Annotated in this window: 25 protein-coding genes and 1 other RNA gene; 7 read left to right on the forward strand and 19 right to left on the reverse strand. The window is 40.9% G+C overall.

The features are described 5' to 3' along the window. Positions 1-1710 carry an ABC transporter ATP-binding protein gene (locus JOC28_RS05770; protein WP_205009697.1) on the reverse strand — a complete coding sequence of 570 codons (1710 nt, stop codon included), beginning with the start codon at positions 1708-1710 and terminating at the stop codon, positions 1-3. A gap of 278 nt (positions 1711-1988) precedes the next feature. On the opposite strand from JOC28_RS05770, the gene JOC28_RS05775 reads away from it, so the two are divergent. Together JOC28_RS05775 and galU are read left to right on the forward strand one after the other, a co-directional pair. Next, the gene (locus tag JOC28_RS05775; RefSeq protein WP_205009698.1) at positions 1989-3005 is read left to right on the forward strand and encodes an NAD(P)H-dependent glycerol-3-phosphate dehydrogenase; all 1017 of its coding nucleotides are present in this window, start codon (positions 1989-1991) and stop codon (positions 3003-3005) included. A gap of 51 nt (positions 3006-3056) precedes the next feature. Next, a complete protein-coding gene (galU, locus tag JOC28_RS05780) occupies positions 3057-3971 on the forward strand; it encodes a UTP--glucose-1-phosphate uridylyltransferase GalU (protein WP_205009699.1) in 915 nt (304 codons plus the stop codon). Positions 3972-4021: 50 nt separating this feature from the next. On the opposite strand, the gene JOC28_RS05785 is transcribed toward galU, so the two are convergent. From JOC28_RS05785 to tgt, 16 genes are all read right to left on the reverse strand, one after another. Further along, positions 4022-4693 (reverse strand): rhomboid family intramembrane serine protease, encoded by a 672-nt coding sequence (locus tag JOC28_RS05785; protein WP_205009700.1) that lies wholly within the window; start codon positions 4691-4693, stop codon positions 4022-4024. Continuing rightward, entirely contained in the window at positions 4680-5216 is a 537-nt protein-coding gene (locus JOC28_RS05790; RefSeq protein ID WP_205009701.1) for a 5-formyltetrahydrofolate cyclo-ligase, read from the reverse strand. Before JOC28_RS05790 ends, JOC28_RS05785 begins: the two co-directional genes overlap by 14 nt. 230 nt (positions 5217-5446) lie before the next feature. After that, positions 5447-6577 carry an N-acetyldiaminopimelate deacetylase gene (locus JOC28_RS05795; protein ID WP_205009702.1) on the reverse strand — a complete coding sequence of 377 codons (1131 nt, stop codon included), beginning with the start codon at positions 6575-6577 and terminating at the stop codon, positions 5447-5449. A gap of 199 nt (positions 6578-6776) precedes the next feature. Next, positions 6777-7475: a 2,3,4,5-tetrahydropyridine-2,6-dicarboxylate N-acetyltransferase gene (dapD, locus tag JOC28_RS05800; RefSeq protein ID WP_205009703.1), complete on the reverse strand. Its 699-nt coding sequence runs from the start codon at positions 7473-7475 to the stop codon at positions 6777-6779. Positions 7476-7611: 136 nt separating this feature from the next. Then, positions 7612-8961 carry a glucose-6-phosphate isomerase gene (locus JOC28_RS05805; protein ID WP_205009704.1) on the reverse strand — a complete coding sequence of 450 codons (1350 nt, stop codon included), beginning with the start codon at positions 8959-8961 and terminating at the stop codon, positions 7612-7614. A gap of 153 nt (positions 8962-9114) precedes the next feature. Then, complete coding sequence (locus JOC28_RS05810) at positions 9115-9732, reverse strand: hypothetical protein (RefSeq protein ID WP_205009705.1); 618 nt, start codon at positions 9730-9732, stop codon at positions 9115-9117. A 57-nt stretch (positions 9733-9789) separates the two neighbouring features. After that, positions 9790-10281: a hypothetical protein gene (locus JOC28_RS05815; RefSeq protein WP_205009706.1), complete on the reverse strand. Its 492-nt coding sequence runs from the start codon at positions 10279-10281 to the stop codon at positions 9790-9792. A 96-nt stretch (positions 10282-10377) separates the two neighbouring features. Further along, positions 10378-10475: signal recognition particle sRNA small type (ffs, locus tag JOC28_RS05820), an RNA gene on the reverse strand. A 14-nt stretch (positions 10476-10489) separates the two neighbouring features. Then, positions 10490-11008, reverse strand: coding sequence for a tRNA adenosine(34) deaminase TadA (gene tadA / locus JOC28_RS05825; RefSeq protein WP_205009707.1), 519 nt, complete (start codon positions 11006-11008; stop codon positions 10490-10492). Then, positions 11008-11784 carry an MBL fold metallo-hydrolase gene (locus JOC28_RS05830; RefSeq protein ID WP_205009708.1) on the reverse strand — a complete coding sequence of 259 codons (777 nt, stop codon included), beginning with the start codon at positions 11782-11784 and terminating at the stop codon, positions 11008-11010. Before JOC28_RS05830 ends, tadA begins: the two co-directional genes overlap by 1 nt. 75 nt (positions 11785-11859) lie before the next feature. Continuing rightward, positions 11860-14085: a Cna B-type domain-containing protein gene (locus tag JOC28_RS05835; RefSeq protein WP_205009709.1), complete on the reverse strand. Its 2226-nt coding sequence runs from the start codon at positions 14083-14085 to the stop codon at positions 11860-11862. A 417-nt stretch (positions 14086-14502) separates the two neighbouring features. Continuing rightward, positions 14503-15480: an AraC family transcriptional regulator gene (locus JOC28_RS05840; RefSeq protein ID WP_205009710.1), complete on the reverse strand. Its 978-nt coding sequence runs from the start codon at positions 15478-15480 to the stop codon at positions 14503-14505. 28 nt (positions 15481-15508) lie between these two features. Beyond that, positions 15509-16327, reverse strand: coding sequence for an oxidoreductase (locus tag JOC28_RS05845; protein ID WP_205009711.1), 819 nt, complete (start codon positions 16325-16327; stop codon positions 15509-15511). A 331-nt stretch (positions 16328-16658) separates the two neighbouring features. After that, positions 16659-17591 (reverse strand): LacI family DNA-binding transcriptional regulator, encoded by a 933-nt coding sequence (locus JOC28_RS05850; protein ID WP_205009712.1) that lies wholly within the window; start codon positions 17589-17591, stop codon positions 16659-16661. Positions 17592-17627: 36 nt separating this feature from the next. After that, entirely contained in the window at positions 17628-18431 is an 804-nt protein-coding gene (locus tag JOC28_RS05855) for a Cof-type HAD-IIB family hydrolase (protein WP_205009713.1), read from the reverse strand. A gap of 255 nt (positions 18432-18686) precedes the next feature. Next, entirely contained in the window at positions 18687-19829 is a 1143-nt protein-coding gene (gene tgt / locus JOC28_RS05860; protein ID WP_205009714.1) for a tRNA guanosine(34) transglycosylase Tgt, read from the reverse strand. Between the two features lie 146 nt (positions 19830-19975). On the opposite strand from tgt, the gene JOC28_RS05865 reads away from it, so the two are divergent. Continuing rightward, a complete protein-coding gene (locus JOC28_RS05865) occupies positions 19976-20728 on the forward strand; it encodes a DUF975 family protein (RefSeq protein WP_205009715.1) in 753 nt (250 codons plus the stop codon). A 145-nt stretch (positions 20729-20873) separates the two neighbouring features. Here JOC28_RS05865 and JOC28_RS05870 read toward each other — a convergent pair whose 3' ends face one another. After that, positions 20874-21305: a CoA-binding protein gene (locus JOC28_RS05870; RefSeq protein WP_205009716.1), complete on the reverse strand. Its 432-nt coding sequence runs from the start codon at positions 21303-21305 to the stop codon at positions 20874-20876. Between the two features lie 240 nt (positions 21306-21545). Then, positions 21546-24185 (reverse strand): DNA polymerase I, encoded by a 2640-nt coding sequence (gene polA / locus JOC28_RS05875; protein ID WP_205009717.1) that lies wholly within the window; start codon positions 24183-24185, stop codon positions 21546-21548. A gap of 121 nt (positions 24186-24306) precedes the next feature. Here polA and JOC28_RS05880 point away from each other — a divergent pair, with 121 nt between their 5' ends. The 4 genes from JOC28_RS05880 to JOC28_RS05895 all read left to right on the forward strand — a co-directional run bounded on the left by JOC28_RS05880 (position 24307) and on the right by JOC28_RS05895 (position 26762). Continuing rightward, complete coding sequence (locus tag JOC28_RS05880; protein WP_205009718.1) at positions 24307-24567, forward strand: YiaA/YiaB family inner membrane protein; 261 nt, start codon at positions 24307-24309, stop codon at positions 24565-24567. 106 nt (positions 24568-24673) lie between these two features. Next, on the forward strand, positions 24674-25102 hold the full coding sequence (locus JOC28_RS05885; RefSeq protein ID WP_205009719.1) for a MarR family winged helix-turn-helix transcriptional regulator: 429 nt from the start codon (positions 24674-24676) through the stop codon (positions 25100-25102). Continuing rightward, positions 25092-25376, forward strand: coding sequence for a DUF2316 family protein (locus tag JOC28_RS05890; RefSeq protein ID WP_205009720.1), 285 nt, complete (start codon positions 25092-25094; stop codon positions 25374-25376). The genes JOC28_RS05885 and JOC28_RS05890 overlap by 11 nt, the downstream gene beginning before the upstream one ends. A 6-nt stretch (positions 25377-25382) precedes the next feature. Beyond that, positions 25383-26762 (forward strand): MATE family efflux transporter, encoded by a 1380-nt coding sequence (locus tag JOC28_RS05895; protein WP_205009721.1) that lies wholly within the window; start codon positions 25383-25385, stop codon positions 26760-26762. The last annotated feature ends 102 nt before the right edge of the window (positions 26763-26864 follow it).

Here is a 26864-nt window from a genome sequence, read left to right on the forward strand (position 1 = left end):
TTATTCAGCCTCCTTTCCTTTTTGTGTTTCATAGATTTCACGGTAAACATCATTGTTTTCAACAAGTTCCTTGTGAGTCCCCTGTCCAATCAGACGACCGTCATCCAAAACCAGAATCTTGTCAGCCTTAACAACTGATGAAATTTTTTGTGCAATGATAATAGTCGTTGTATCCTTGAGGTCATTGTTAAGAGCCTCTTGGACCAACTTCTCTGATTTAGCATCAAGAGCTGAAGTAGAGTCATCCAAAACCAGAATTTTCGGATTTCCGATAACACCACGCGCGATTGACATCCTCTGCTTTTGACCACCAGAGAAGTTATTACCACGCTCTTCAACATAGCTGTGGTAGGTATCATCCATACGTTCGATAAACTCAGCAGCTTGAGCAATGCTTGCTGCGCGCTCTAGGGCGTATTGGTCAGCGTCAGCCTTACCTTGGCGGAGATTGTCTGCAATTGTTCCAGAAAAGAGAATAGCCTTTTGAAGAACGATTGAAACCGTCTGACGCATGGTTTCCTGACTAAGATCACGAAGATCCTTGCCTCCAATTTTAATAGAACCTTCTTGTGGGTCAAAGAGACGAGGAATCATCTGCGCCAGCGTTGATTTACCAGCACCAGTCGCACCAACCACACCGATAGTCTGACCAGCAGCGACTTCAAAACTAATATTTTTCAGCATGGCTGAGTCATCATGAGGATAAGTAAAGGTCACATTTTCAAAAGCCAAACTTCCTTCAAGCTCCTCCACCTCATTAGTCTTAAAGATCATGGCTGGATCAGTATCTAAAACTTCCTTAATACGACCAAGAGAGATAAAGGCACGGCTGACCTGCATTCCCATGAAGCTAACCATGATAAGCGCAAACATGATTTGCATCAAGTAGGTCACAAAGGACGTGATGGCACCAATAGCAGAGCTATCTGTTTCAACCATTGTTGAAACAAACCAGATTGCCACAAAAATCGCCATATAAGACACAAACATCAAGATAGGCTGCATGACCGCAAATCCATTACCAATATAAAGGTTAAGATCAAAGAGATCATCTGATGTCTCACGGAATTTAGCATATTGTTGACGCTCTTGAACAAAGGATTTAACCACACGAACACCACGCAAGTTTTCCTTAGCAATAGCATTCATCTTGTCCATCAATTGTTGGAAACGCCCAAACTTAGCTGACATTGCTCCAGTGATCCCAAAGGCAACGCCACCGACCAAGATTACCATGGCAATGATGACCCACCAAAGACTTGGAAGAGTCTGGACCGCAAAGAAGAAAGCACCAACAAAAAGCAAGGGAAGACGTAGCAAAACTTGGAATATCATCATCACCAAGTTTTGAATCTGGTTAACGTCATTGGTCATACGCACAACCAAGTTACCTGCATTAAACTCCTCAACGTTGGCATATGAGAAAGTCTGGATTTTCTTAAAAGTCTCCTCACGAATATCTGCAGACACACTCTGAGCGATATGAGCTGAGATGATAGTATTGATACCTCCGCACAAGAGACCAATCCCTGCAATAATCAACAAGAGAACACCGATTGAGTAGATTTCTTGCTGGTCATTGTTCATAACTGCTTCCAAGACATTTGTCAAATAGCGGGGCTGCAAGAGCATACTAGCTACATAGCCCGATACCAAAAGAAATGATAAGAAAGCATACCACTTATAAGGCTTAAGAACTCTAAAAAGCATATTTCCTCCTAAAAATTTTTATTATTTTAATAAAAAAATCACGAAAATGATATTATCAACTATTATAATAGCCTATCACTAGAGAGCTTGCAAGGCTCAGCATATTAAAAAACCTATTATAACCATTTTTTAGCCGACTTTCCTATTCTACTTAATTCCTAAGAAAAGTCAAATTTATTAACTCAGTCTATTTATAGAACATGAGTTAAGGGACAAACAGCGCTTTCTTATGATATAATGAGGTGAATTACCCTTCTACAATAAAGAGGAGACTAAATATGACAAAACAAAAAATTGCGGTCCTAGGACCTGGTTCTTGGGGCACAGCCTTGGCCCAAGTTCTTAACGATAACGGACATGAAGTTCGTATCTGGGGAAACATCTCTGAACAAATTGATGAAATCAACCAAAAGCACACTAACAGCCTTTACTTCAAGGATATTATTCTAGATGATAAGATTGTTGCTTATAAGGATCTTGGAGAAACACTTGCAGGTGTTGATGCTGTCCTCTTCGTTGTCCCAACAAAGGTGACTCGTTTGGTTGCCAAACAAGTAGCTGACACTCTCGATCATAAGGTTGTTGTTATGCATGCCTCTAAAGGACTTGAGCCTGGAACTCATGAGCGACTTTCAACTATTCTTGAAGAAGAAATTCCAGCAGACTTGCGTAGCGAGGTCGTTGTTGTTTCAGGACCAAGCCACGCCGAAGAAACGATTGTCCGCGATTTGACCTTGATCACTGCAGCATCAACAGATCTCGAGACAGCTAAATACGTTCAAAAACTCTTCAGCAATCACTACTTCCGTCTCTACACAAACTCTGATGTTATCGGAGTGGAAACGGCTGGTGCCCTCAAAAATATTATCGCAGTTGGTGCTGGGGCCTTGCATGGACTTGGCTACGGTGATAATGCTAAAGCTGCTGTTATTACACGTGGCTTAGCCGAAATTACCCGCCTTGGTGTCAAACTCGGTGCTGACCCGCTTACCTATAGCGGACTCTCTGGTGTTGGGGACCTTATCGTTACAGGAACATCAGTCCACTCACGTAACTGGCGAGCTGGTGATGCCCTTGGCCGTGGAGAAAAGCTAGAAGATGTTGAACGCAACATGGGTATGGTCATCGAAGGTATTTCAACCACAAAAGTAGCCTATGAAATTGCTCAAGAGCTCGATGTCTATATGCCTATTACTTCTGCAATCTATCGTTCTATCTATGAAGGCATGGATATTAAAGAAAGTATTCTCAATATGATGTCCAATGAACTTCGTTCGGAAAATGAGTGGCACTAAAATTTAATTTGTGTTACAATTTAAATAAAAACAGACATACAGGAGTAATATATGCAAAAAGTAAGAAAGGCTGTTATTCCAGCTGCTGGTCTTGGGACACGTTTCCTTCCAGCAACTAAGGCCCTAGCAAAAGAAATGCTTCCAATCGTTGATAAACCAACTATTCAATTTATCGTTGAAGAAGCACTTAAATCAGGTATCGAAGATATCCTTGTTGTTACAGGTAAATCAAAACGCTCTATCGAAGACCATTTCGACTCAAACTTTGAGTTGGAATATAACCTTAAAGAAAAAGGTAAAAATGATCTTCTGAAACTCGTTGATGAAACAACAGGAATCAATCTTCACTTTATCCGTCAAAGTCACCCTCGTGGACTCGGAGACGCAGTTCTTCAAGCTAAAGCCTTTGTCGGAAATGAGCCATTTGTTGTCATGCTCGGTGATGACCTTATGGATATTACCAATGAAACAGCTGTGCCACTTACAAAACAACTGATGAACGACTATGAAGAAACACATGCATCAACTATCGCTGTTATGCCAGTTCCTCATGAAGAAGTTTCAGCCTACGGTGTCATTGCCCCTCAAGGTGAAGGAGTAAACGGACTTTACAGCGTTGAAACATTTGTTGAAAAACCAGCTCCAGAGGATGCACCAAGTGACCTCGCTATCATCGGACGCTACCTCTTGACGCCTGAGATTTTCCAAATTCTTGAAAATCAAGCTCCAGGTGCTGGAAATGAAATCCAACTAACAGACGCTATCGATACACTCAATAAAACACAACGCGTATTTGCTCGTGAGTTTACAGGTGATCGTTATGATGTCGGTGATAAATTCGGTTTCATGAAAACGTCAATCGACTATGCCCTTAAACACCCACAAGTCAAAGATGACTTAAAACAATACATCATCGATTTAGGGAAATCTTTAGACAACAAACAAGATAAATCTAAAAAAGACTAAAAATAACAAAAGCAGTAACTTTTTAAATAGAAGCTACTGCTTTTTTTCTATTAACCCAAGAAAACCAAGTATAGGATTAATAGGAATAAACCTACATAAACTCCCAAACCGAGGAGACGTTTTCCTCTTGGAAATAGATTAGGCTCTGCTTGTGTTGTTAGAAAGACACTGGCAATCATCCCACCAACTGCACCACCGATATGGCCTACCATGCCGACATTAGTCATAAAAAGATTAAAGAAAAGGTTAAAACCGATAAGAGCTAGATAGGATCTGCCCAATTCCTTCAAATAAGGACTATGACCGTAATACCCCACAACAACAAAAGCTGCAAAGAGACCGAAGAATGAAGTGGATGCACCTGCTGAAACGACATCTGGTGTCAATAAGAGAGTAAAGAGATTTCCCATAACACCTGACAGGATATAGAGAAGCAAAAACTTGCTTGATCCCCAAACACGCTCTGCCATTGTCCCAACAAAATAAAGGGTCAAACTATTCATAATAAAATGCTCCCAACCAATATGAACAAATATTGGCGTTAGCAAGCGCCAGAGCTGGCTAGGATCATAGATGACGTAACGTCCAAACATACCTCCAAAGTCAAAGACAACCTGACTTGATGTGGCATTACCAAAATATAAGACCTGCATGGCCAGAAAGACTAGACTTGTCAGTAGTAAAAGTAAGAATATAACTGGCGTCTTTTTAAATTCCTGCACTAATAAGGACCTCCTTAACGGGAATATCATGGCTGTCTGGAGTAAACTCCTTGAGTTGGCATGGATAGACCAAGCTCATCGTATTTCCCTTAAAATCAGCCAAGTAACGATCATAGTAACCTGCACCATATCCAATACGGTAGCCCTCCTTATTAAAGACTACTCCTGGTGTATGAATCAGATCAATATCTTCCTTTGCGACTGCTATGTCAGAAGCAGGCTCTAAGAGACCAAAGGAAGTCTTAACCAAATCTTCAGGATCATAGGCAACAAAAACCATCCTCCCCTTTGGATAGGTCTTGGGGACAAGGACACGTTTGCCATCCTTTAAAGCCTGTTCAATCAAGGGCGCAGTATTATATTCAAAACCCATTGACAAGTAAGTTGCAATGGTCTTAGCCTCTTGATAGGCTTCACTCTCAATAAAGGTCGCTAGAAGTTCACGATCTAGCCTCTCCTTATCAGTCTTATCTTGTTCTTTCAAGGCACTGATAACTGCCTGTCTCAATTCTTTTTTTAACATAAGTCTATCTTACACTATTTTTTCAATTTCGTTATTAAAAAAGGGTTACCTTTACCTACTTTAAGGAAAATTTAAGCTTTCTTTTATAGACTGTAAATATCCTAAAACAACCACTTCCTAGTGGTCGGGGAATGATTCCCATTTCCCTTTTCATAAATCTCCTGGGCATGGCTTAACCGCTGTGCCCTTCCCTTTTCTCAAAAAAGGAGGTCGCCTATAACGACCTCCTTTTAGTTTGTCTTAGCCTTCAAGAATTTTGAAATTTCTTCTACGGCAAATGGCAGAGCTTTTTCATTTGGACTCATCTTAGCGTGATGAAGTGGGTAAGGTGTGTCTACACCCAACCAGAACATAACACCTGGAATCTTATTAAGTAGATAACCAAAGTCCTCACCTGTCATAGCTGGTGGACAGTCAATCAAGTTAACAGCAGGGCTATTCCCAAAGAAATCCATCAAGTCATCTGCCAACTCTGGATTGTTCTCAACAGGAAGATAGCCACCTTGAGTCAACTTAACATCGACTTCCATACCGAAGCTAGCTGCAACGCCCTCAGCAATGGTCTTGACACGGTCTTGAATAAGTAGACTCATCTCTTGCGTCAAGGTACGAATGGTTCCATGAAGCTGAGCAGTCTCTGCGATGACATTATTGGTTGTACCAGCATGCATCGATCCAAAGGTCACAACACCACCCTGAATAGGGTCAACATTACGACTGACAACCGTCTGAACCTGAGTAACAAAGTAAGAAGCTGCAACTAGGGCATCATTGGCATCATGAGGAAAGGCTGCGTGACCACCACGCCCCTTAAAAGTAATCAGGACCTCACAAGTCCCCGCAAATAGGGTTGATCTATTGGTCGCAATATCTCCTACCTTGAAATCTGGACGAACATGGAGTCCATAAAACTCATCTGGTTTCCAATCACCAAAAGCACCGTCCTCATACATGAGCATGCTACCTGCAAAGTTTTCCTCCGCAGGTTGGAAGAGAAAGAGCAGATTGTTTTTTGGCTGTACCTGAACCAATTCATTCAAAAGACCAAGCGCCGTTGTCATGTGCATATCATGACCACAGGCATGCATACGCCCCTCATGTGTGCTAGCAAAGTCCAAACCAGTCTCTTCAATAATAGGCAGAGCATCAATATCCGTACGCCAACCAATCGTTTTCTCAGGAGCAGAGCCATTGAGGAAGACAAGGATACCTGTTCGCCACGTTCTCTCTTCTACAAAATCTTTACCAGCCGTGATTTCAGCGATACGCTCCAAAAGATAGGCTTGCGTTTTAAACTCTTCCAAACCAATCTCAGGAATCTGGTGTAAATCACGACGGATTTTAATTAAATCTAAAGTCATATTTTCCTTTCAAGAAAGAGAGTGAGACAGAAATCGGTAATTCCAAAGGAATTCGATTTCGTTGTCGCACCTCCGCACAGTTGAGTAGGGCTATAAGAATTGTTTTATCAACGAATTAGAGCCCACTCAACCACTGCGTCTTGTTATTCAAACCATAAAAGCTGAGAAGTTATATACTCCTATCTCAGCTTTTTATCTATTACAAGTTACGCAAAGCGTCTTCAAGAGCTGTTTTTTGTTGTGTTTGAGCATCAATTTCTTTGATAACACGGGCTGGGACACCAGCAACAACAACGTTTTCTGGAACGTCTTGAGTAACGATAGCTCCTGCCGCAACAACAGAACCGTTACCGATTTGAACGCCTTCGATAACAACGGCATTAGCACCAACAAGAACATTGTCTCCTACACGTACTGGCTCAGCTGACGCAGGCTCGATAACACCCGCAAGGACAGCACCTGCACCGATGTGGCTGTTTTTACCAACAGTTGCACGACCACCAAGGATTGCACCCATATCAATCATAGTTCCACTACCGATTTCAGCACCGATATTGATAACAGCACCCATCATGACAACAGCATTGTCTTCGATAGTGACTTGATCACGGATAATAGCACCTGGCTCAATACGAGCGTTAAGGTGGCGTTTATCAAGTAATGGCACAGCTGAGTTGCGACCATCTTGCTCAACAACATAGTCCTTGTTTTCTGTCAAACCTGCCAAAAGAGGTTCTACTTCTTTCCAGTCACCAAAAAGAACATTGCCAAGCTTAACAACTGAAGCAGGAACTTCAGCAGCCAAACTTCCTTCAAAAGTTACTTTAACATTTGTTTTCTTTTCAGCATTACCGATAAATGCAATAATTTCTTGTGCAGACATTTTTTGTGCAGTCATGAATCAAATACCTAGAGCACTAAGGCTCACTTTCTTTCTATTGTTTATTACTTACCATTATATCAAATAGTCAGAATATTTGGTAGATTTTTGAAATAAAAAATGACTCCCATTTGGAAGTCATTTCATTCTTATCTTACAGACGTGCGTTTAATTCTGCTGACAATTCTTCAAATCCTGGTTTACCAAGAAGAGCAAACATGTTGCGTTTGTATGCTTCTACACCTGGTTGGTCAAATGGGTTAACTCCATTGAGGTAACCTGATAAACCAATAGCAAGTTCGAAGAAGTAAATTGTGTAACCAAGTGTGAATTCATCTTGTTCTGGAAGAGTTACAAACATGTTTGGAACACCGCCATCTGTGTGAGCAAGAAGAACACCATCAGTTGCTTTTTTGTTAACGAAGTCAACATCTTTACCTTGGAGGTAACCAAGTCCATCAAGATCTTCAGCTAGTTCTGGAATAATGATGTTTTTACGTGGTTTGTCAACACGAACAACTGTTTCAAACAAGTTGCGGTAACCTTCTTGGATAAATTGTCCAAGTGAGTGAAGGTCAGTTGAGAAGTTAGCTGATGTTGGGTAGATACCTTTTTGGTCTTTACCTTCTGATTCTCCAGCCAATTGTTTCCACCATTCACCGAAGTACTGAAGTGATGGCTCATAGTTTGCCAAAATCTCTGTGATATAGCCTTTACGGTAAAGAACGTTACGAACTGCCGCATATTGGTAGGCAATATTTTCAGAAATTTTATCTGATGACAAATCTTTACGAGCTACGTTAGCACCATTCATAAGAGCAGTAATATCTGCACCTGATGCTGCTATTGGCAAAAGACCTACAGCTGTAAGAACTGAGAAACGTCCACCAACGTTATCTGGAACAACGAAAGTTTCCCAGTTGTTTGCGTCAGCTTCAACTTTAACAGCTCCACGTACTTTATCAGTAGTTGCGTAGATACGTTTGTTCGCTTCTTCTTGACCGTATTTTTTAACCAAAAGTTCTTTGAAGACACGGAAAGCGATAGCTGGCTCAGTTGTTGTACCTGATTTTGAAATAACGTTAACTGAGAACTCTTTATCCTGAACATACTCTACCAAGTCAGCAAGGTATGTTGAAGAGATTGAGTTACCTGCGTAAAGAATTTGTGGCGCTTTACGGTTTTCAGCTGATTGAAGGTTAACAAAGTGGTTGTTCAAGAAGTCAATAGCTGCTTTCGCACCAAGGTATGAACCACCGATACCAATTACAACAAGAACTTCACTGTCAGATTGGATTTTTTCAGCTGCTTTTTGGATACGAGCGAATTCTTCTTTGTCATAGTTTTCAGGAAGGTCTAACCAACCCAAGAAATCTGAACCTTGACCAGTTCCTTGACGCAAGAATGCATCAGCCTGTGAGACTTGTCCTTGCATGAAATCAATTTCATGCTCTGAGACAAATTGTCCTAGGACTTTTGAATAATCAAATGTAATATGTGACATGTTATATCTCCCTTTAAATCGGTTTCCTAACTATGATACTCTTTTAACATACTTTTTTCAATGATTTTCCCTGAATTTCTTCAAAAAAAGAAAACGGTGCCATTTTCAGAAAAATTTTCTTTCTTTTTTCTGAAAACAACCTCGTTTTTTCATCTAATTGATTGATTTAATCACTTCCACACGTGTAATCGTTGCATCTTTCATACTTTCAATTCGTAAGGCAACATCCTTGTCGTAAATGGTCGTTCCGATAGTGACTGTTTTACCCTCTTTTAGGATTTTACGAACCATCCAATCACGCAACAGTTCGTCAGGCTCAGATGTTAGCTTCATTCGCGCAAGCACATTGGCCATCTTAACCTTCTGACTACCTCTCAAAGTGATACGACTGGTATCATCAAAGCTAATAAGAAGGTATTTACGAGCTGCAAAAAGAAGAACAAGGGCAAAGACACTGATCAGTGAGTTGAGGGCAGAGTCATGAGCAACCACAATCTGACGGGCAATAGCAAAAAGTAAAACCTCTATGATAGTGGTTGACGTATGTTTAGTTAGCATCTTGATCAACTCGACACCGATAGCCAGACTCATGGCTTCATTGAGAAATTCCTGAAGGAAATTTTCAACACTGAGACTATTTGAAAAAACATGTGTTGCTTCTGCAACAAGACGTACAGTCAGAAGAAAAAGCACCACCGAGAGAATCAGAGAGATAATAATCTCAATGTAAAAGGATAATTCATATAAAATGGTCTGTAAAAACTTACGCATAATTCCTCCTCTAAGTCCTATTTCTTCTATTATATCAAAAGTCCCTGCTTCCTATCTTTATCTTTCCATAAAATCTTCCAAAACCTGACCCGAGCTTAAGAGACTAATCTTATCCGGCCATAGATGGCTCGCCAGAGTCAAGCTTAACAAGGTTGGATACCAAATCACCATCACTTCCGCAATAAAGCGTTTATTATTGCCTCTTTGTTGATAGCGCTGCAGATATTCCTTTCGTAAGGAGGACTTAGGTATATAGATGTGAAAATCAGAATCACCAGCTTTTCTCATCTGCTTAAGGATTCGAGGAAGAAAATTTAAGGCAGCCAATACTGTTTTCCCTTGCTTATGTAAAGCCAAGGCTCTATCTGTATAAACCTGTTTGTAGTCCTTTGATCTGAGTGGTCGCTTGAGCGATTTTCTCTCTTCCTTGGTCAAATGGCTGACGCTACTATTATTATATTTGATTTCAGAAAGTTCTAGGTCAACAAAGTTCTTATCCTTTTGTGCTAAACTGGTTTTTCCAGTACCTGGGAATGCAAAAATAATCATAGACAGGCTCCTTTTAACTAGTTTTAAATCCAGTCTATCAAAAAGTCTGCTTAAAGAATAGAAATGAAAAAAACTGCCACAAATTTGCCACAGTTTCCAATAAATACAAAAAGAGCACACACCTAACATCGCTTAGGGCTGCTGGATTCCTCCCCTGACCCGCTTCACGCATAAGTGTTGCTCCGTTTATTATTATAGCATAATTCTATCAGTTTGCAAGTTCTGAATTTTCCTTAGCAAGACGCTTGGCTTCTTTCTTACGTTCACGGCTCTGACGGAAAAAAGTCTGCATGATAGCCGCACAGTCATCTGCTAGTATACCAGTCTCAACCTCGACACGGTGATTGAGGCGTTCATCTGTCAGGATATCATAGAGACTACCTGCTCCGCCAAACTTGGCATTGGCAGCCCCATAGATAACCTGCGGGATGCGGGCAAGCCCAATAGCTCCGCTACACATGACACAGGGTTCTATGGTGACAAAAAGGGTGGCATCTAGCAAACGCCAGTTGCCTTCTGTCTGATTGGCTTCATTGATTGCCATGATTTCAGCATGCATGATGGCTTGGTTGAGCTCCTCACGCGCATTGTGTCCACGACCGATAATCTGTCCATCCTTAACGATAACACAGCCGATTGGAATCTCCTCTTTTTCCAATGATTTTTGAGCTTCCTTGAGAGCTTCTGTCATGAAATAAGCTTTTTCTTCCTGACTAAAGTCTGCCATCAACAGTCACCGATTTCCCAAGCCTTATGCGGCTCTGCCAATTCTACTGGAATGCCATTTGAGTAGCTCTCAGTCTGCTCTCTGAGAATCTCTAGGTGTCTGTCTGGGTCAATACCAGCTGGCGGAAGAGGCGGCATATGCGTCAAGACCAGTTTTTTCACAGCTGCCTGCGCAGCAATTTGCCCAGCTTCCTTAGTGGTCAAGTGAGCGATATGTTTTTCGTTACCTTCATAAAGGTAAACATCCGCCAAAAAGAGGTCTGCGTCAGCTGCAAAATCAGCCAAGCCGTCAAAGTAACCAGTATCTCCTGTAAAGACAAAAATCTGACCAGTCGCTGGCTCCACGATACGAAAGGCATAGCAAACCACAGGATGCACGGTCTTGATAAAGCTAATCTCAAAAGGACCAATCGTCTCGATACCATTAACATCGTAGGCAATTCCTTTGGAAACACCTGGGAGAGTCAGCTTAGCAAACTCATAGCTATCCTCATCATGACCATAGGTCGGAAGCTCCTTTGGTTCCCAGAGATGTTTGGGATAAAGTTGGAAATAATGACGCAAAACACCCAAGTCTGCTACATGGTCTGGGTGATAATGGCTGATAAGGATAGCGTCCAAGTCCAAAGGGCTAATTTCCTTTTCCAATTCATTGACTGCACGGCTACCGCAATCAATCAAGAGCTGGAAACCGTCGTGACCTGTCAAAAGATAGGATGTTGTTCCACCATCTTTATAAGGATAGGCTCCCCAGCAACCAAGTGTTGTTAATTTCATACGTATTACCTTCTTTGATTTTACTAGCTTTATTATAACAGAAAAATCACGGTCTCCCGTGATTTTTACTTAATCTTATGATTTACGACGATAAACATAGATACTGGCTGCAATGATAAGCAGACCCAAAATAGAGATCCAAGCTGTCGCTTTTTCACCTGTATTTGGAAGTACTGATTTAAATGCTTGTTTCACTCCTGAACCACTATTTCCACCATTGTTAGATCCGCCTTTCGGTGGAACTACTGTTGTCGTGGTACTTGTTGTTGACTCAGTTGTTGGCTCTTCTGTCGTCGTGGTACTTGTTGTTGACGCAGTTGTTGGCTCTTCTGTTGTCGTTGTGCTTGTTGTTGACTCAGTCGTTGTTTCTTTTGTTGTCGTTGTGCTTGTTGTTGACTCAGTCGTTGTTTCTTTTGTTGTCGTTGTACTTGTTGTTGACTCAGTTGTTGGCTCTTCTGTCGTCGTGGTACTTGTCGTTGACGCAGTTGTTGGCTCTTCTGTTGTCGTGGTACTTGTTGTTGACGCAGTTGTTGGCTCTTCTGTCGTCGTGGTACTTGTCGTTGACGCGGTTGTTGGCTCTTCTGTTGTCGTGGTACTTGTTGTTGACGCAGTTGTTGGCTCTTCTGTTGTCGTGGTACTTGTTGTTGACGCAGTTGTTGGCTCTTCTGTTGTCGTGGTACTTGTTGTTGACTCAGTTGTTGGCTCTTCTGTCGTCGTGGTACTTGTCGTTGACGCAGTTGTTGTCGTTTCTGGAGTATGACTATTTTTGAGGTCATAACCATCAACTGTTGCTACATAACCTGCAACATCTTCCTCAGAGATAGTATAGGCAATCTCTTTACCATCACTATCGGTTTTTGGTAAATCAGAAAACTGATATTTCCAATTATCTGATTCACTTACCTTCTGTGTATCTACAAGTTTACCATTAGCTAACAAGTTTACAGTGATACTTTCTGGACGAATACCATCAATATTATCGCTATCGTCCCATGTTTTAGTACCTGAAACCGATGTTTTTTGAATCTTTTTATCTGACACTGTTAAGCTAGTTGCTAGACTTGTATGATCAAAGTCTTCACCACTAATAGTCACTGGATCTGCTTTAAGGTAACCTTCTGGTGCATTGACCTCTGTAACGACATAATCATCACGCAACAAGTTATTGACTTGAATCTGTCCTTTGTCGTCTGTTGTAACATCAGCTACCACTTGTCCAGTTGCTTTACGTACAACGGTAAATTCTGCACCTGGAAGTGGATTTCCATCTTCATCTGTTTTTTGAAGATTTAAAGTGTAATTATAACCATTTGCCGATCCATCGAGTGATTGATAAACAAAGGTATTTGTTTTTTCAGCTACCACTTTCTGTTTAGCCGAAAGATTAGCATAGTTAGATAATTCTTCGTTATGAACCGGTGTGTAACTAATATCAACTGAGTAAGTGATTTCAAAGCCTTCTGAAATATCTCCTAGATTAATAGAGAAAGCTGTCTTGCTGTCATTAACATTGACAGAGTACTCAGAAGTCACATCACTGGCATCTGATAATGATAACTCTCCGTTATCATTGATCTGCCAATTACCTTTTGAAATTTTGAAACTTGAGGGATTGTAATAAAGACCTGCTGTTTTCAACGTATCATTAATCACTGCATCTGAGTAAGTATTACCTGCTGCATTTACTCGAATGACATAATTCATAGTTTTACTGTCATCAGATAAATAGCTATATTTGTGGAAAACTTCATCCTTGCTATCATGACCGACAGATTCTTTATAAGTCACTTCAGTATTGTAAACCGTTTTACCATTCACATCAAAGCTAATCGGATATGTCTTTTCTTCCTTCACGACAGACATATTAACATTTGTCGAGGCTGACAATTCAAAAGAAACATCCGAGTGCTCTTCAACGTATTTTCGATAAGTCAATGTAATGATATTCTTGTCTTTATCTGCAACAGCGTCAGCTACGACATTATCTTCTGAATCTTTAACTTCAAACTTAGCATCGTGAATTAACTCCAATTCAGATGGTATGGTGATAGCTGTCGTATCTCCCTCATGCACAATATTATTTGGTAAATCAAATGTGACATCCAAATACAATACCGTGTATTGATTGATTGTATCAGCAGCAGTAACCTCTGTACCGTCAGTTTTTTTCAAGGTCATATTAGTGTTGACATCAACTGTATCAGCACTGACTGTTTGGCTACCAAACGCCAATACCGCTCCAAACCCTAAAAGGACTGCAATTGAAATTATACGGTATAAATGAAATAATTGTGATTTCATAAACCCTCTCCCTTAATTAATTTTTCTTACATCATTTTATCATTTTATCTACAAAATAACCATTCTATTTTTTAATTTTTATCCTATTTTTTCAAAATAAGAATTATTCTCTTTTCTTAATATAAAATTATACGTTTTTTTAGCAACTAAATAAAAATAATATTCATAAATGTTCACAAATAAGGGTTTGTTAAAAAAATATCATTTAACTTGTCCGTAAATTTTAATCCCTAATAAAATGGGGATTTTCTATTATTGTCTAACTATTCATACCATTAATATTATACACTTTCTCCTTTGAAGAAATCCTTGTATCTTCGCTTTAAAACAATGAAAAACGAGTAACAATAGTAAGCTCACTATCGTTACTCGTTTTGTAATCGTTGTACTTTTTCAAAAAGACACTATAAATAAGGGTTAATCTATCAATTCTGCTCGCTTTTTGTACTCCGTCACCGTCATACCCGTCCACTTTTTAAAGGCACGGCTGAAGGCATTGACCTCGCTGTACCCGATCAAAGAGGAAATTTCCTCTGTTGGCAACTGCATTTTGAGATAAGAGAAGGTCATGGCTTTTTGAACGGCTTGCAATTCCTGCTTAAAGCTAGTATTTTCAGCCGAGAGCTGTCGCTGTAGAGTTCGCACACTGACCCCCAAGCGATGAGCAATATCCTCCACCAAGAACTGACCACTTGGGATAGCCGAGTAGAGTTCCTGCTGCACATAGCTGGCAAAACTTTCTTTAGCACTTTGTTGGGCTAAATGTTGATTAAGCTCTGGCTCCAGATACTGCCACATGATATTATTCTGCGTCAAAAAAGGCTTTTGCAAATCGCTCTTATCAAAAATAAGACGATTGCTATCAGATTTTTGAATAGGCACACTAAATTCCGACACTGTTTCCTCATCGTAGTCAAACGGAGTTTCAACAACAAGAGGAATGATGCGCTCACCAGTCCCTGTTCGAATCATGTTCAAGACTAATAATTGTTCATTTAAGATTGAAAACTTGGGTAAGTCCATGTTGGCATGAGCAAACTTATAAGTCACAGAAATAGTCGTCTCTGCCTCGATAATGTCTACCTGGATAGGACCCACTAGTTTTTTAAAACGGGAAAAGCGAGAAAGGGCTTCTAAACCATTTGGAGATGAGAGGGCTGCAAAGAAGGCAGGCACGAACATCTGAATATTTGCTATCTGACTGAGGGCACGAATGTTGTCCTCTGACATGACCTTATCAAATTCTAGCAGGAGCCTGTGGTATTCTAAGACCGTCAACTCCACCTCTTCCTGCCAAAGTTTATTAGGAACTTCAGCATGTTGTAAGAGGCTAGTCATATCAGCACCGATGCTCTTTAAAAAGTCTTGAAACTGATTGGTTAGGGTTAATTTCATGGTGTTTCCTTCTTTACAAGATAATATCTTATTTGAATTGACTCATCAAGATACGGTCAAAAGCTTTGTCTCCCAAAATACGACGCATGTAAACCAAAAGTTTTCCGTTTTGACCAACAAGGTAGCGTGTTTTAGGATTTTTAGCGTCTATGATTTTAAGGATAGTGTTTGAGATGACACTTGGGTTTGAACCACCGTCCATCCCTTTTTCCATGGCACGGAGGTAAGCATTAACCAAACGTTTGTAAGGACCATTTTTTGAAGCGTGAGAGAAATTATCATTAACCCCTTGGTTAAAGCCAGTCGCAATCATACCTGGTTCAAGGACAACCACCTTGATGCCAAATTCAGCCACTTCTAGGCGGAGACAGTCGCTGTAACCTTCCATAGCGTGTTTGCTGGCGTGGTACCAAGCTCCAAGTGGTGTGTAGATTTTACCACCCATTGATGTGGTATTGATGATAAGCCCTGCTTTTTTAGCACGCATGTGTGGAAGAACGGCTTTTGTCAAACGAGCCACACCATAAACATTGACTTCAAACTGAGCTTGTACTTGTTCCATGCTCAATTCCTCAACTGGACCGTAAAGACCATAGCCAGCATTGTTCCAAAGAACATCGATACGTCCTTGCTCAGCCATGACTTTTGCCACAACGCTTTCGATGTCAGCTTCGTTGGTCACGTCCATTTTCATGACATGTCCGCCAAGTTGAGCCAAATCTTGCATTTTATCGACACTACGAGCCACGCAGTAAACGATGTGACCGGCTTTGATCAAATCTTGAGCAGAAATTTTACCCATACCTGATGATGCACCTGTGATTAAGATTACTTTTTTGTTTGACATGTTATATACCTCTTTTTTTGATTTTTTTATTTAACTGATGCATTTATTATAAGAGAAATAGCCTCAAGACTCAATAACAATTCACGCCATCGTATTGACATTTTATGCCAAAGACTTATCTTCTAGTGCCTAGAAAAAGGGGCCTCTAAAGCAATGTTACAGGCTTATCAACAACTCTATAGTTTAATGAAACAGAAATAGTACGCTTAGCTATAATACTTTCGAGAAAACATTGGCTCACATCAAAAACACCTCAGAAAAGTATTACCAAATTGTGATACTTTTCTTGAGGTACTATTGTCCTATTCTTGTTTCAGTTTACTATACCTAGCTATAAACTATCGTGATTAACCAGTTCTGACTGGATACAAGAGACTTGAATATCAGATGCTACAGCTGCCTTAAAAACTTCGTGACCTAATTGATAAGCCTTGTGGTCAATACTTGGAATACCTAAAATATTCCCAGAGACCTGCCTTTCTTGACTGACAATCAAAGGAGGAGTAGGTAGGTCACTAAAACACTGAATCAAAGCACTGGCTAAATCATCGCTATTGGCAACAATAGCATCAAACGGCTCTGCTTTTAATATCTCAAAAATCTGAAAAGCATCATCGTAAGTGGACAACCCACCAAAGGTTTTAACAGCCGCTGTCTCAAAATACTGCTCTGCATGGCGCATGGTTTCACGATAAGTTGCACTGGTCTCATCATTTCTCGAAAAGAGAAGAGCCAACTTTGTCTTAGACGCTTGTTGTAATTTGGAAAACAAGGCATCATAAGCTGGTCCTCTCTTGATATAGACGGAGGACAACCCTTTTAAAGTCGTTTCTTCAAGGACAACAATCCTACCGTAGGAGCTATATTCGGCTATCTTTTTCATAGAAATCGCTCTCGAAGTAAATACCAAAGCATCAAAAGCCTTGGCTCGCAGCTGCTCCAAATAGGCCAATTCCAAATCAGACTGATAATCAGAGGGCAAGAAAACAAGCTGGTCTGAACCTTCCAAGGCAGAATCCATCAAGCCTCGCAAGAGTTCTATAAAGTAGGGGTGTTTGGTATGCGGTACGACAACCGCAATACGATGTGTCTTCCCTAAACTCAAATCTCTAGCCTGTTGGTTGGGAATATAGTCTAGTTGTTCAATAACCTCTTGAATGACACGCCCTGCTTCTTCTGAAACATAACCTGATTGGTTGATGTAGCGAGAGACAGTTGACTTAGCGTAACCAGATACCTTAGCAATTTGACTGATAGATACCATTGAGACCTCCTTTTGAAAATGCAAGATTGCTCCATCTTATTGTACCAAATAGTTCTCCAAAGCATAAGCAATCCCATCTTCATCATTAGTCAAAGTTACAGCATCAGCTCTATCTTTAATCTCCTGTCCTGCGTTCCCCATGGCAATCGCCAAGCCGACACGGTCAAACATAGGTAGGTCATTATGCCCATCACCTAGTCCGGCAACTTCTGACTTGCTCAAGTTTTCCTTTGCCAAAACAAAGTCTATCCCTGCTGATTTTTTAGCTGCCACATGGGTGATTTCCAGATAAAAAGCTCCTGACTGTTGAATACTTACACCATCCAAGCTCAAGGCTTCCAAGTTAGCTTTTAAGCGTGCCATTTCTTCAGAATCAAAAGTGATTAGCATGATTTTGTAAACAGATGTTTTAGGTGCTAAATAAGTCGCCTCGTCAAGGATACAAGGTTCTTGCAAAGTCAACTGACTTTCGTAATCAATACCAGCATCTACTTTGTAACTGTACCACTTATTTTGATCATAGTAAGATTGACTTAGATTAGGAAAGGCTTGTTTGATGTGAGCTAATAAGAGGTGAGCATCTTCATCAGCTAGTGGACAGGATTTGATGACACTGACTTTATGATCAAGGTAACAATAAACCAAACCACCGTTAAAACCAACTTGAATACCTGTCAAACCAAGAGCATCAATGGCTTCTTTCATTTCCATAGGAGCACGAGCAGATACTAAGGTTACTGGAATAGCAGCCTCTCTGATTGCCTGAGCTGTTTTGTCTGAGACACGCCCCTTACTATTTAATAAAGTCCCGTCCATATCTGAAAAAATACGTTTAATCATTTTGAGTTCTCCTTCTTGATGTCCTGTCTATAGAAAGAGTATAAAGTATGGAACGCGTTCCATGTCAAGAGCTTTTTCAAAAAAGTTAAAACAAAAAGAACCGAAGACTTCAAAATAGCCTTTGGTTCTTATCTAATAAGTTATCGATTTTAAAAGATGACTCTCGTCAAATACCGTTTTCATATTCACAAAAATATGATAGTCATGTTTAGTGTTGTATTGACGTTTGTGTCATCATTATCGTCTTAAACTATTTTAGAAATTACGGTTTGAATTGTTATAACCATATTTTTCAACGAAATCTTGGCGGAATTCCAAGAGATTGTCGTCTATGATAGCTTGACGAACTTTTTTCATCAAATTAACAAGGAAATAAAGGTTGTGGTAACTTGTCAAACGGATACCGAAAGTCTCATCAGCCTTGAGCAAATGACGGATATAGGCACGCGTATAATTCTGACATGTGTAGCAATCACACTCTGGATCGAGCGGAGTGAAATCTTCTGCGAAAACAGCATTTTTAACAACTAAACGCCCTCGTGACGTCATACACGTTCCATTACGGGCGATACGCGTTGGAAGCACGCAGTCAAACATATCAATCCCACGGATAACGCCGTCAATAAGACTATCAGGAGCACCAACCCCCATCAGATAGCGAGGTTTATTTTCAGGGAGCAACTGTGTCGTGAAATCCAGCACGGCATTCATTTCTTCGTGAGTCTCACCGACTGCCAAACCACCGATTGAGTAGCCAGGGAAGTCCATTGAGACCAAATCTTGGGCAGACTGACGACGAAGATCCTCAAATCCTGCTCCTTGCACAATTCCAAAAAGACCTTGGTCGTGTGGACGGCGGTGAGCCTTAAGACCACGCTCTGCCCAGCGGCTAGTGCGTTCGATTGATTTTTTAACATAATCATAAGGCTGGTAGAACTGAGGACACTCATCAAAGGACATCATGATGTCAGAACCGAGATTGTTCTGAATCGAGATAGCTTTTTCTGGTGACAAGAACATCTTAGAGCCATTGAGGTGGTTTTTAAAGGTCACGCCCTCTTCTGAAATATTACGGCTATCAGCCAATGAATAAACTTGGAAACCGCCAGAGTCTGTCAAAATGGGTTGATCCCAGTTCATGAACTTATGCAGTCCGCCTGCCTTAGCCACCAAGTCATCTCCAGGTCGCAACCAGAGGTGGTAGGTATTTGCCAAGATAATACCTGAACCCATTTCCTTGAGCTCTTCGGGCGACTGTGTTTTAACGGTTGCCTGTGTCCCAACAGGCATGAACATAGGCGTTGGGAAAGTCCCGTGTGGTGTGATAATCTCACCCAAACGAGCTCCCGTGTGTTTTTCTTTTTTAATCAGACGATATTTGATTGGATAATCTGTCATGTGCACTCCTTACAGCAGGAAAAACAGTCCTGCGTTTTCTTGATTATGGCAAAGCCAATAGTCTCTATTTTATCAGAATTAGAGACGCTTGTCAGCTTGAATATGTTATAATAACACTATAAGATGAAGCAATAAAGGAGAGATTTATGAATAGAAAAGAACTCAAACAAACCGCTAAACAGCTGCTCAAAAGTTTAGATGGAAAATACCAACTCTTTCTCATCCCTATCTTATTGACGCTATTCTCTGGAGGTCTTAGCATTCAACAAGCCTTTATGGATGACAAGGTAGTCTCAGCTACAGCCTTCCCTTGGGTGATTCAACTCATTCTAGCCTTCTTTAGCGTCTCAGCCAGCATAACAATGTTAGACGTTGTTCGTTTCAAAAAACGTCAGGTCGAGATGGCTGATAGCACCAGAACCTTCTCAACTCTTTGGTTTAAAAAGTTGATTTTTCTCTTTATTGTTCGCTTCCTAATGATAACACTCTGGTCTTTACCAATTGGTATCGGTATGCTGCTAGTTGTCCTAAATGTTCCTAGCACATCTACCATCACCAATCAGGAAGTTTGGCTTATCTTAATTGGAGTCATTCTCTATCTTGTAGGCCTTGTCCTTTCCATTATCAAAACCTACTCATATAGTCAGGCCGAGTTCGTCCTTTACGACCTCCTAGAGGCAGGACAAAACCAATCAAGTCTTAAAATTCTCAAGGAAAGCACTCGTCTTATGAAAGGACAAAAATTTAAACTCTTTGCGCTTGAGTTCAGCTTCATCGGTTGGTATCTTTTGATTCCTTTTACATTAGGACTCATCTTTATCTACTTGCTGCCATACCTCTATACCAGCCGCGCACTCTTTTACAATCAACTGCCGAAAACACAGGACACATCACAATAAAAAACACACTCGCAAGAGGCTAGACAAAAATGAATCATCCTTTACAATCTGACAAGTAAAGGATGATTCAATCACGTCTGGTCTCTTATTTTTGACGCTGTCACTAAGTCTTTACACCAGTATGACTAGCCTAGCACGGTGAGATCTAGCCCTTTACATTTAGGTAGTCAACCTTAAGGCAGCGATTCATGACGATATCCTGTCGTCCTGCTGCTCTTAAGACTTCTTCTGCTTCTTGGCTCTCTAAACCTAGTTGTGCCCAGAAGACAGTGGCGTCTGTTTCAAGAAAATCCTTGGCAACATCAGCTAAAAACTCCGAACGTCTGAACACATCAACAATATCAATATGTACTGGCACTTCTTGTAAATTGGCATAGGCTTTCTCACCTAAAATCTCCTGACCAGCTAATTTAGGATTAACAGGTATAATCTGATAGCCTGCATCCTGCATGACCTTGGCAACCATATAAGCAGCAGTCTCTTGACGATTTGACAAACCAACAATCGCAATCGTTTTAGCAGACCTGATATATGCTTCAATCGTACCTTGGGAAGGATTTTGAAAATGATAAGTCATAGGCATCTCCTTGTAAGTGTTTTCTTTAGTATATCATAAAGTCACATACCAAACTGTTTTTTTGCCACCATAGCTTAAAAAAGAGACCAGAACCACTGTTCTAGTCTCAATTATATCTTAATTGACTAGCCAGGCATAGAGAAACATAAGGGCTACAATCAAGAGTACTACTGCTAAAAAACCTAGCATATAACGTAATAAAAAATAAGTAAATGGAAAATTCTCTTTCATACCTTCTCCCTACTTAGCTTCATACCAAGTCTTGCCGTCATTTTCATCAGCCAAAAGTGGTACAGCAAGCTCTACGGCTGCCTGCATGGTATCTGTCACCAACTGTTTTATGACTGTCAGTTCATCATTTGGCACTTCCAGTACAATCTCATCATGCACCTGCAAAAGCATCTTAGTTGCATAGCCTCCATCTTCTAGAGCCTTGTCCAAGTTAATCATAGCAATCTTGAGAATGTCAGCTGCACTTCCTTGGATAGGTGAATTGATAGCAGTACGCTCTGCAAAGCCACGTACATTAAAGTTACGAGAATTGATATCTGGCAACTCACGACGGCGTTTAAAGAGGGTTTCTACATAGCCTTTATCACGCGCCTCACGCACCACTGACTCCATATAATTTTTGATACCAGGGTAGCGTTCAAAATAAGTGTCGATATAGTTCTTAGCCTGCTTACGTGTAATACCGAGGTTATTTGACAGACCGAAGTCTGAAATACCATAGACGATACCAAAGTTAACCGCTTTGGCATTTCGACGGTCGTTGGCTGTCACATCCTCTGGCTTTTCAATCCCAAAGACACGCATAGCTGTCGCCGTGTGAATATCTGCCCCCTCCTTGAAGGCCGTAATCAGATGCTCATCTCCAGAGATATGAGCCAAGACACGTAATTCAATCTGAGAGTAGTCTGAGCTTAGTAGCACGGCATTTTCCGATGAAGGAACAAAAGCCTTACGAATAAGACGCCCTTGCTCCAAGCGGACAGGGATATTTTGCAAGTTAGGATCAACTGATGACAGACGCCCTGTCTGGGTCAAATCCTGCACATAACGGGTGTGAATCTTACCATCTGCCAAGATGTAATCCTGCAAGCCCACGATATAAGTCGACTGCAGCTTGGTAATCTGACGGTAATCCAAAATCTTAGCCACAATCGGTGCAATCGGTGCCAGACGCTCCAAGACATCAACTGCTGTCGAATAACCTGTCTTGGTCTTCTTAGTCATCTCAAGCGGCAAGCCCATTTCTTCAAAAAGAATTGTCCCCAACTGCTTAGGCGAATTGATATTGAATTCCTGACCAGCTAGGTCGTAGATGTCTTGTGTTAGTTTATCGATGACAGCTTGGTTGGTCACTTCCATATCCTGCAAGGTTTCTTTCTTGACCGTAATCCCTGCGATCTCCATCTTGGCTAGCACGTTTGCCAGTGGCAACTCCATGTCAAAGAGCAAAGCGGTTTGCTCCTGCTGGGCTAGCTTGTCCAAGATAACTTCCTTGGATTGCACCAAAACTTGGATTTTTTTAGCCAAATGGCTGAGCAAGACATCTTTCTCTGGAATGGCTAGCTTAGCTCCCTTGCCATAGACTTCCTCATCAGTCTCTAGTGGCAAATCAGTGTAGAGTCTTGCGATAGTTGACAGTTCATTATCTTCAACTGTTGATAAGAGATACTTGGCAAGTCTAGCATCGTAGGCTGCAGTCGGTAGGTCAATTCCTAGATGACTAAGGAGTACCTTGCTGCGCTTGAAATCATAGGTATTGATAGCTCGGCTGAGAGCTTTTTGGAAAGGAGCCTGCTTAAGCAATTCCTTATCCGTAGAAGCATAGATAGCTTTGCTATTTCCCCAAGCAAAAGCGATCATCTCTTCCACATGATAGTTTTCACGAAGAACCTCAAAATAGAAGAAATCATCTGAACTAAAATGCTCAGCCGTCACTTGACTAACTTCCTCGTAGCTGACCTCAAAGCTAGCCTTTGGCGCCTCACCTGCAAGGCTATTTCTAAACTGGGTAAAGCCCATCTCTTCATAAAAAGCCAAGAGCTTATCCGTCACTGGTCCATCAAACTTGGTGTCGTCTAAACCGATGGTAATAGGGGCTTGCGTATTGATGGTTGCCAAGGTTTTTGAGAGGAAGGCTTGTTCCTTATCGTTAATAAGGTTTTCTTTCATCTTAGAAGCCTTCATACTGTCAATATTGTCATAGATGGCTTCCAAACTTCCATGCTCATGGAGAAGTTTGAGTCCTGTTTTCTCACCGATTTTTGTAACACCTGGGATATTATCCGATTTATCTCCCATGAGTGCTTTGAGATCGATGAATTGATCTGGTGTCAGACCCATTTTTTCCATCAGATAAGCTGGGGTGAATTCTTCAAATTCTGCTACCCCTTTTTTAGAGATTTCAACGACAGTATTGTCATCCGTCAGCTGAATCAAATCCTTATCCCCAGATACAATGGTCACATCAAAGGGAATGTCTGTACGCTCTGCCATTTTATCAAGCGTCCCGATGATATCGTCAGCCTCGTAGTTAACCAAGTCATAATAAGCAATCCCACGCGCTGCTAGCATTTCACGAATATAGGGAAATTGCTCACGAAATTCTTCAGGAGTCTTGGCACGACCTGCCTTGTATTCCGAGAACATCTCTGTACGGAAGGTCGTTTTCCCAGCGTCAAAAGCAACCAAGACGTGGGTCGGCTGCACGCGTTCCATCAGGTGGTCCAACATGAGGTGGAAACCATAGATAGCATTGGTGTGCAGACCGTTGGCATTTTTGAAACGGTCGATTTGATTATAGAGGGCAAAAAAGGCACGAAAGGCCACCGATGAGCCGTCAATGAGTAGTAATTTATTCTTGTTTTCCATAGGTCTATTATAACACAAGAGGCGCTAGCACCTATCTTATCAGACTTAAAAGCTGATAATCTCTTAGAATAATCTCATAAATATGATATAATGGTCTTAGGATTAAAAAGGAGAATGCTTTATGAATAATGTTAAGAAAAAAGTTTACCGTAATACACCTGCCTTCACTATGATGGCTTGGGGTTCCTTTATTTTCTTTGTAGGACTTATTTTGATTGGTCTTTACACTTTGAAAGAACCTCTGATGGTTAAAGGTTACTACCTTATGGGTTGTGTTGGCTTGATTTCCTCATCATTTACAGTCTCAAAAGTAGTCCGAGACAACCAAGAAGATGAAGATAATTACAACCGTATCTTTGCTCAACAAGATATCGAAGAATAAATTAGATAAAACAGCTTGTTTCTAAAAAACAAGTTGTTTTCCTTTCCTTTTGATTTACATAGGAAGCTATGTTAATATAAATAGGAACCTATGTAAAGGAGACGAAATGACAGAAACAGCAATCTCTATTTTAATCAAACGTGCTAGTCTTGCTTTTGACAAGACTGCTAACGAGCTTCTGCTTGATTTTGAACTGACCAATACTCAATTTAAAACCTTAAAATACCTCTATCGTCATGACCAGCTCAGCATTACCCAAAAGAAACTAGAAGATTACTTTGATATGAGCAATCCGACAGTCACAGGAATTTTACAGAATCTTGAAAAGAAAGACTTTATCTATCGGGTTGCCAACCCAAATGATGCTAGAAGTAAAGTAATTGGCTTAACAGATAAGAGCCTTGCTATTAAGGAAAAAATGCTGACGCTAGGGAGTCAAATGGACGACCTCTTAACTGAGAGACTCCAAGAGGATGAAAAAGCCCAGCTAACTAAACTACTATCAAAAATGCTAGGAGATAAACATGCTGACTAGACAAGAAACCATCAATACCGCCAAAGAACTACAAGAAAACTACAAACGCTTAGCCTACCCTGAGGAAAGAGTTCTAGCTGATACTCAACTCAGCTCAAGAGAATTAGAAGCAATCTTGACCATGTCTGGAGCTAATCCAGGTCATGTCTGGATGCTCCGCGATTATCTAGAGGATATGCTAACTAAGGAAGGCATCCCACTTTATCCATTCAGCCGCCTAGCTGACCACTCTGCTAACCGTTGGTTTAGCTATGACACACCTTGGAGAGATTAAGCCATCATGACAAAAAACACTGAAAGCAATCCACTTGGGACAGAAAAACTGTCCAGTCTGCTGAAAAAATTTGCCATCCCTGCCATTATCGCCAATATCGTCAATGCCCTCTATAATATCGTTGACCAGATTTTTATCGGGCAAGGTGTTGGCTATCTGGGAAATGCTGCAACAAACATCGCCTTCCCTATCACGACTATCTGTACAGCTCTAGCTCTCCTCATCGGAGTCGGTGCGGCATCTCGCTTTAATATCGAGATGGGGCGTGGCAACAAAGACCTCGCTAAAAAGACTGTCGGAAATGCCTTTGCCAGTCTCCTTTTGACTGGAATTATCCTACTCATCATTATCCGACTCTTTCTCAAACCACTCATGATTAGCTTTGGAGCAACTGAAGATATTCTCAGCTATGCCATGACCTATACCTCTATTACATCACTCGGTATTCCGTTTTTACTTATCTCTTCAGGAGGAAGTCCTCTTATCCGTTCTGATGGCTCCGCAAAATACTCAATGACTTCTGTCGTCATCGGTGCGGTCTTAAATACCATTTTGAACCCAATCTTTATTTTTGGCCTCGGCTGGGGAATCGCAGGATCTGCCTGGTCGACTGTTATTAGCCAAATCGTCTCTGGCTGTGCGGTAGCCTTCTATCTCAAAAACTTCAAAACAGTTCAACTTGAAAAGAGCGATTTTCTACTCAATCGTAAAGTTCTCCTTGCACTTTCTGCCCTCGGTTTAACAGCCATGTTTAACAGCCTTTCTTCAACTATCGTTCAAATCGTGACCAATAACCTTCTGAAGGCTTACGGTGATCAGTCTATCTATGGTAGCGATATTCCAATCGCTGTCGCAGGTATCGTTGCCAAGGTCAATATGATCTTTTCATCTATTATCATCGGATTGACCCAAGGCTCTCAACCAATTGTCGGCTATAATTTTGGAGCCAAAAAGCTCGATCGTGTCCGTCAATCTTATTTCCTCATCATTCGAGTAGCGACTTATATTGCTATTGTCGCCTTTATTCTATTTGAAATCTTCGCTCCACAGATTCTAGCACTCTTTGGAAATTCAAGCGAGCTCTACATGACCTACGGTGTCAAATACCTCCGTATCTTCATGGCACTGGTCTTCTTAAATGGTATGCAGATTTCAACGACAACCTTCTATACCTCAATCGGGCGAGCACAAATTGGAGCCTTCCTAGCCATTACCAAACAACTCTTGCTGCTGGTTCCCTTCTCAATCCTGTTTGTCATTAGCTTTGGTGTTGATAACATTATGTTTGCAGCTCCACTATCTGACCTCCTTGCCTTTCTGATTTCTTTACTACTGATCAGACAGACACTTAAAAAGATGCAAAATGAATGGCTGAGCCTTCAATAATAAAAATAGAGGCTGGGCAAAAACTAGCTTCAAAATAAAACCACACAATGATTTCTGTCTCGAAAACAATCAAGACGAAAGTACCTCTGTGTGGTTTTTGAG

The sequence above is a fragment of the Streptococcus loxodontisalivarius genome, assembly GCF_016908645.1.
GTDB lineage: Bacteria > Bacillota > Bacilli > Lactobacillales > Streptococcaceae > Streptococcus > Streptococcus loxodontisalivarius.

What these genes read in the sequence shown, in the direction of transcription:
- JOC28_RS05830 (WP_205009708.1), bottom strand. Translation starts at nt 11,784, where the DNA reads ATGAAATTAACAACACTTGGTTGCTGGGGAGCCTATCCTTATAAAGAT.
- JOC28_RS05865 (WP_205009715.1), top strand. Translation starts at nt 19,976, where the DNA reads ATGAATAGAAAAGAACTCAAACAAACCGCTAAACAGCTGCTCAAAAGT.
- galU (WP_205009699.1), top strand. Translation starts at nt 3,057, where the DNA reads ATGCAAAAAGTAAGAAAGGCTGTTATTCCAGCTGCTGGTCTTGGGACA.
- JOC28_RS05810 (WP_205009705.1), bottom strand. Translation starts at nt 9,732, where the DNA reads ATGCGTAAGTTTTTACAGACCATTTTATATGAATTATCCTTTTACATT.
- JOC28_RS05855 (WP_205009713.1), bottom strand. Translation starts at nt 18,431, where the DNA reads ATGATTAAACGTATTTTTTCAGATATGGACGGGACTTTATTAAATAGT.
- dapD (WP_205009703.1), bottom strand. Translation starts at nt 7,475, where the DNA reads ATGACTGCACAAAAAATGTCTGCACAAGAAATTATTGCATTTATCGGT.
- JOC28_RS05895 (WP_205009721.1), top strand. Translation starts at nt 25,383, where the DNA reads ATGACAAAAAACACTGAAAGCAATCCACTTGGGACAGAAAAACTGTCC.
- tgt (WP_205009714.1), bottom strand. Translation starts at nt 19,829, where the DNA reads ATGACAGATTATCCAATCAAATATCGTCTGATTAAAAAAGAAAAACAC.
- JOC28_RS05770 (WP_205009697.1), bottom strand. Translation starts at nt 1,710, where the DNA reads ATGCTTTTTAGAGTTCTTAAGCCTTATAAGTGGTATGCTTTCTTATCA.
- JOC28_RS05840 (WP_205009710.1), bottom strand. Translation starts at nt 15,480, where the DNA reads ATGAAATTAACCCTAACCAATCAGTTTCAAGACTTTTTAAAGAGCATC.
- JOC28_RS05880 (WP_205009718.1), top strand. Translation starts at nt 24,307, where the DNA reads ATGAATAATGTTAAGAAAAAAGTTTACCGTAATACACCTGCCTTCACT.
- JOC28_RS05790 (WP_205009701.1), bottom strand. Translation starts at nt 5,216, where the DNA reads ATGTTAAAAAAAGAATTGAGACAGGCAGTTATCAGTGCCTTGAAAGAA.
- JOC28_RS05885 (WP_205009719.1), top strand. Translation starts at nt 24,674, where the DNA reads ATGACAGAAACAGCAATCTCTATTTTAATCAAACGTGCTAGTCTTGCT.
- JOC28_RS05870 (WP_205009716.1), bottom strand. Translation starts at nt 21,305, where the DNA reads ATGACTTATCATTTTCAAAATCCTTCCCAAGGTACGATTGAAGCATAT.
- JOC28_RS05805 (WP_205009704.1), bottom strand. Translation starts at nt 8,961, where the DNA reads ATGTCACATATTACATTTGATTATTCAAAAGTCCTAGGACAATTTGTC.
- JOC28_RS05845 (WP_205009711.1), bottom strand. Translation starts at nt 16,327, where the DNA reads ATGTCAAACAAAAAAGTAATCTTAATCACAGGTGCATCATCAGGTATG.
- polA (WP_205009717.1), bottom strand. Translation starts at nt 24,185, where the DNA reads ATGGAAAACAAGAATAAATTACTACTCATTGACGGCTCATCGGTGGCC.
- JOC28_RS05890 (WP_205009720.1), top strand. Translation starts at nt 25,092, where the DNA reads ATGCTGACTAGACAAGAAACCATCAATACCGCCAAAGAACTACAAGAA.
- JOC28_RS05850 (WP_205009712.1), bottom strand. Translation starts at nt 17,591, where the DNA reads ATGGTATCTATCAGTCAAATTGCTAAGGTATCTGGTTACGCTAAGTCA.
- JOC28_RS05815 (WP_205009706.1), bottom strand. Translation starts at nt 10,281, where the DNA reads ATGATTATTTTTGCATTCCCAGGTACTGGAAAAACCAGTTTAGCACAA.
- JOC28_RS05795 (WP_205009702.1), bottom strand. Translation starts at nt 6,577, where the DNA reads ATGACTTTAGATTTAATTAAAATCCGTCGTGATTTACACCAGATTCCT.
- JOC28_RS05775 (WP_205009698.1), top strand. Translation starts at nt 1,989, where the DNA reads ATGACAAAACAAAAAATTGCGGTCCTAGGACCTGGTTCTTGGGGCACA.
- tadA (WP_205009707.1), bottom strand. Translation starts at nt 11,008, where the DNA reads ATGGCAGACTTTAGTCAGGAAGAAAAAGCTTATTTCATGACAGAAGCT.
- JOC28_RS05835 (WP_205009709.1), bottom strand. Translation starts at nt 14,085, where the DNA reads ATGAAATCACAATTATTTCATTTATACCGTATAATTTCAATTGCAGTC.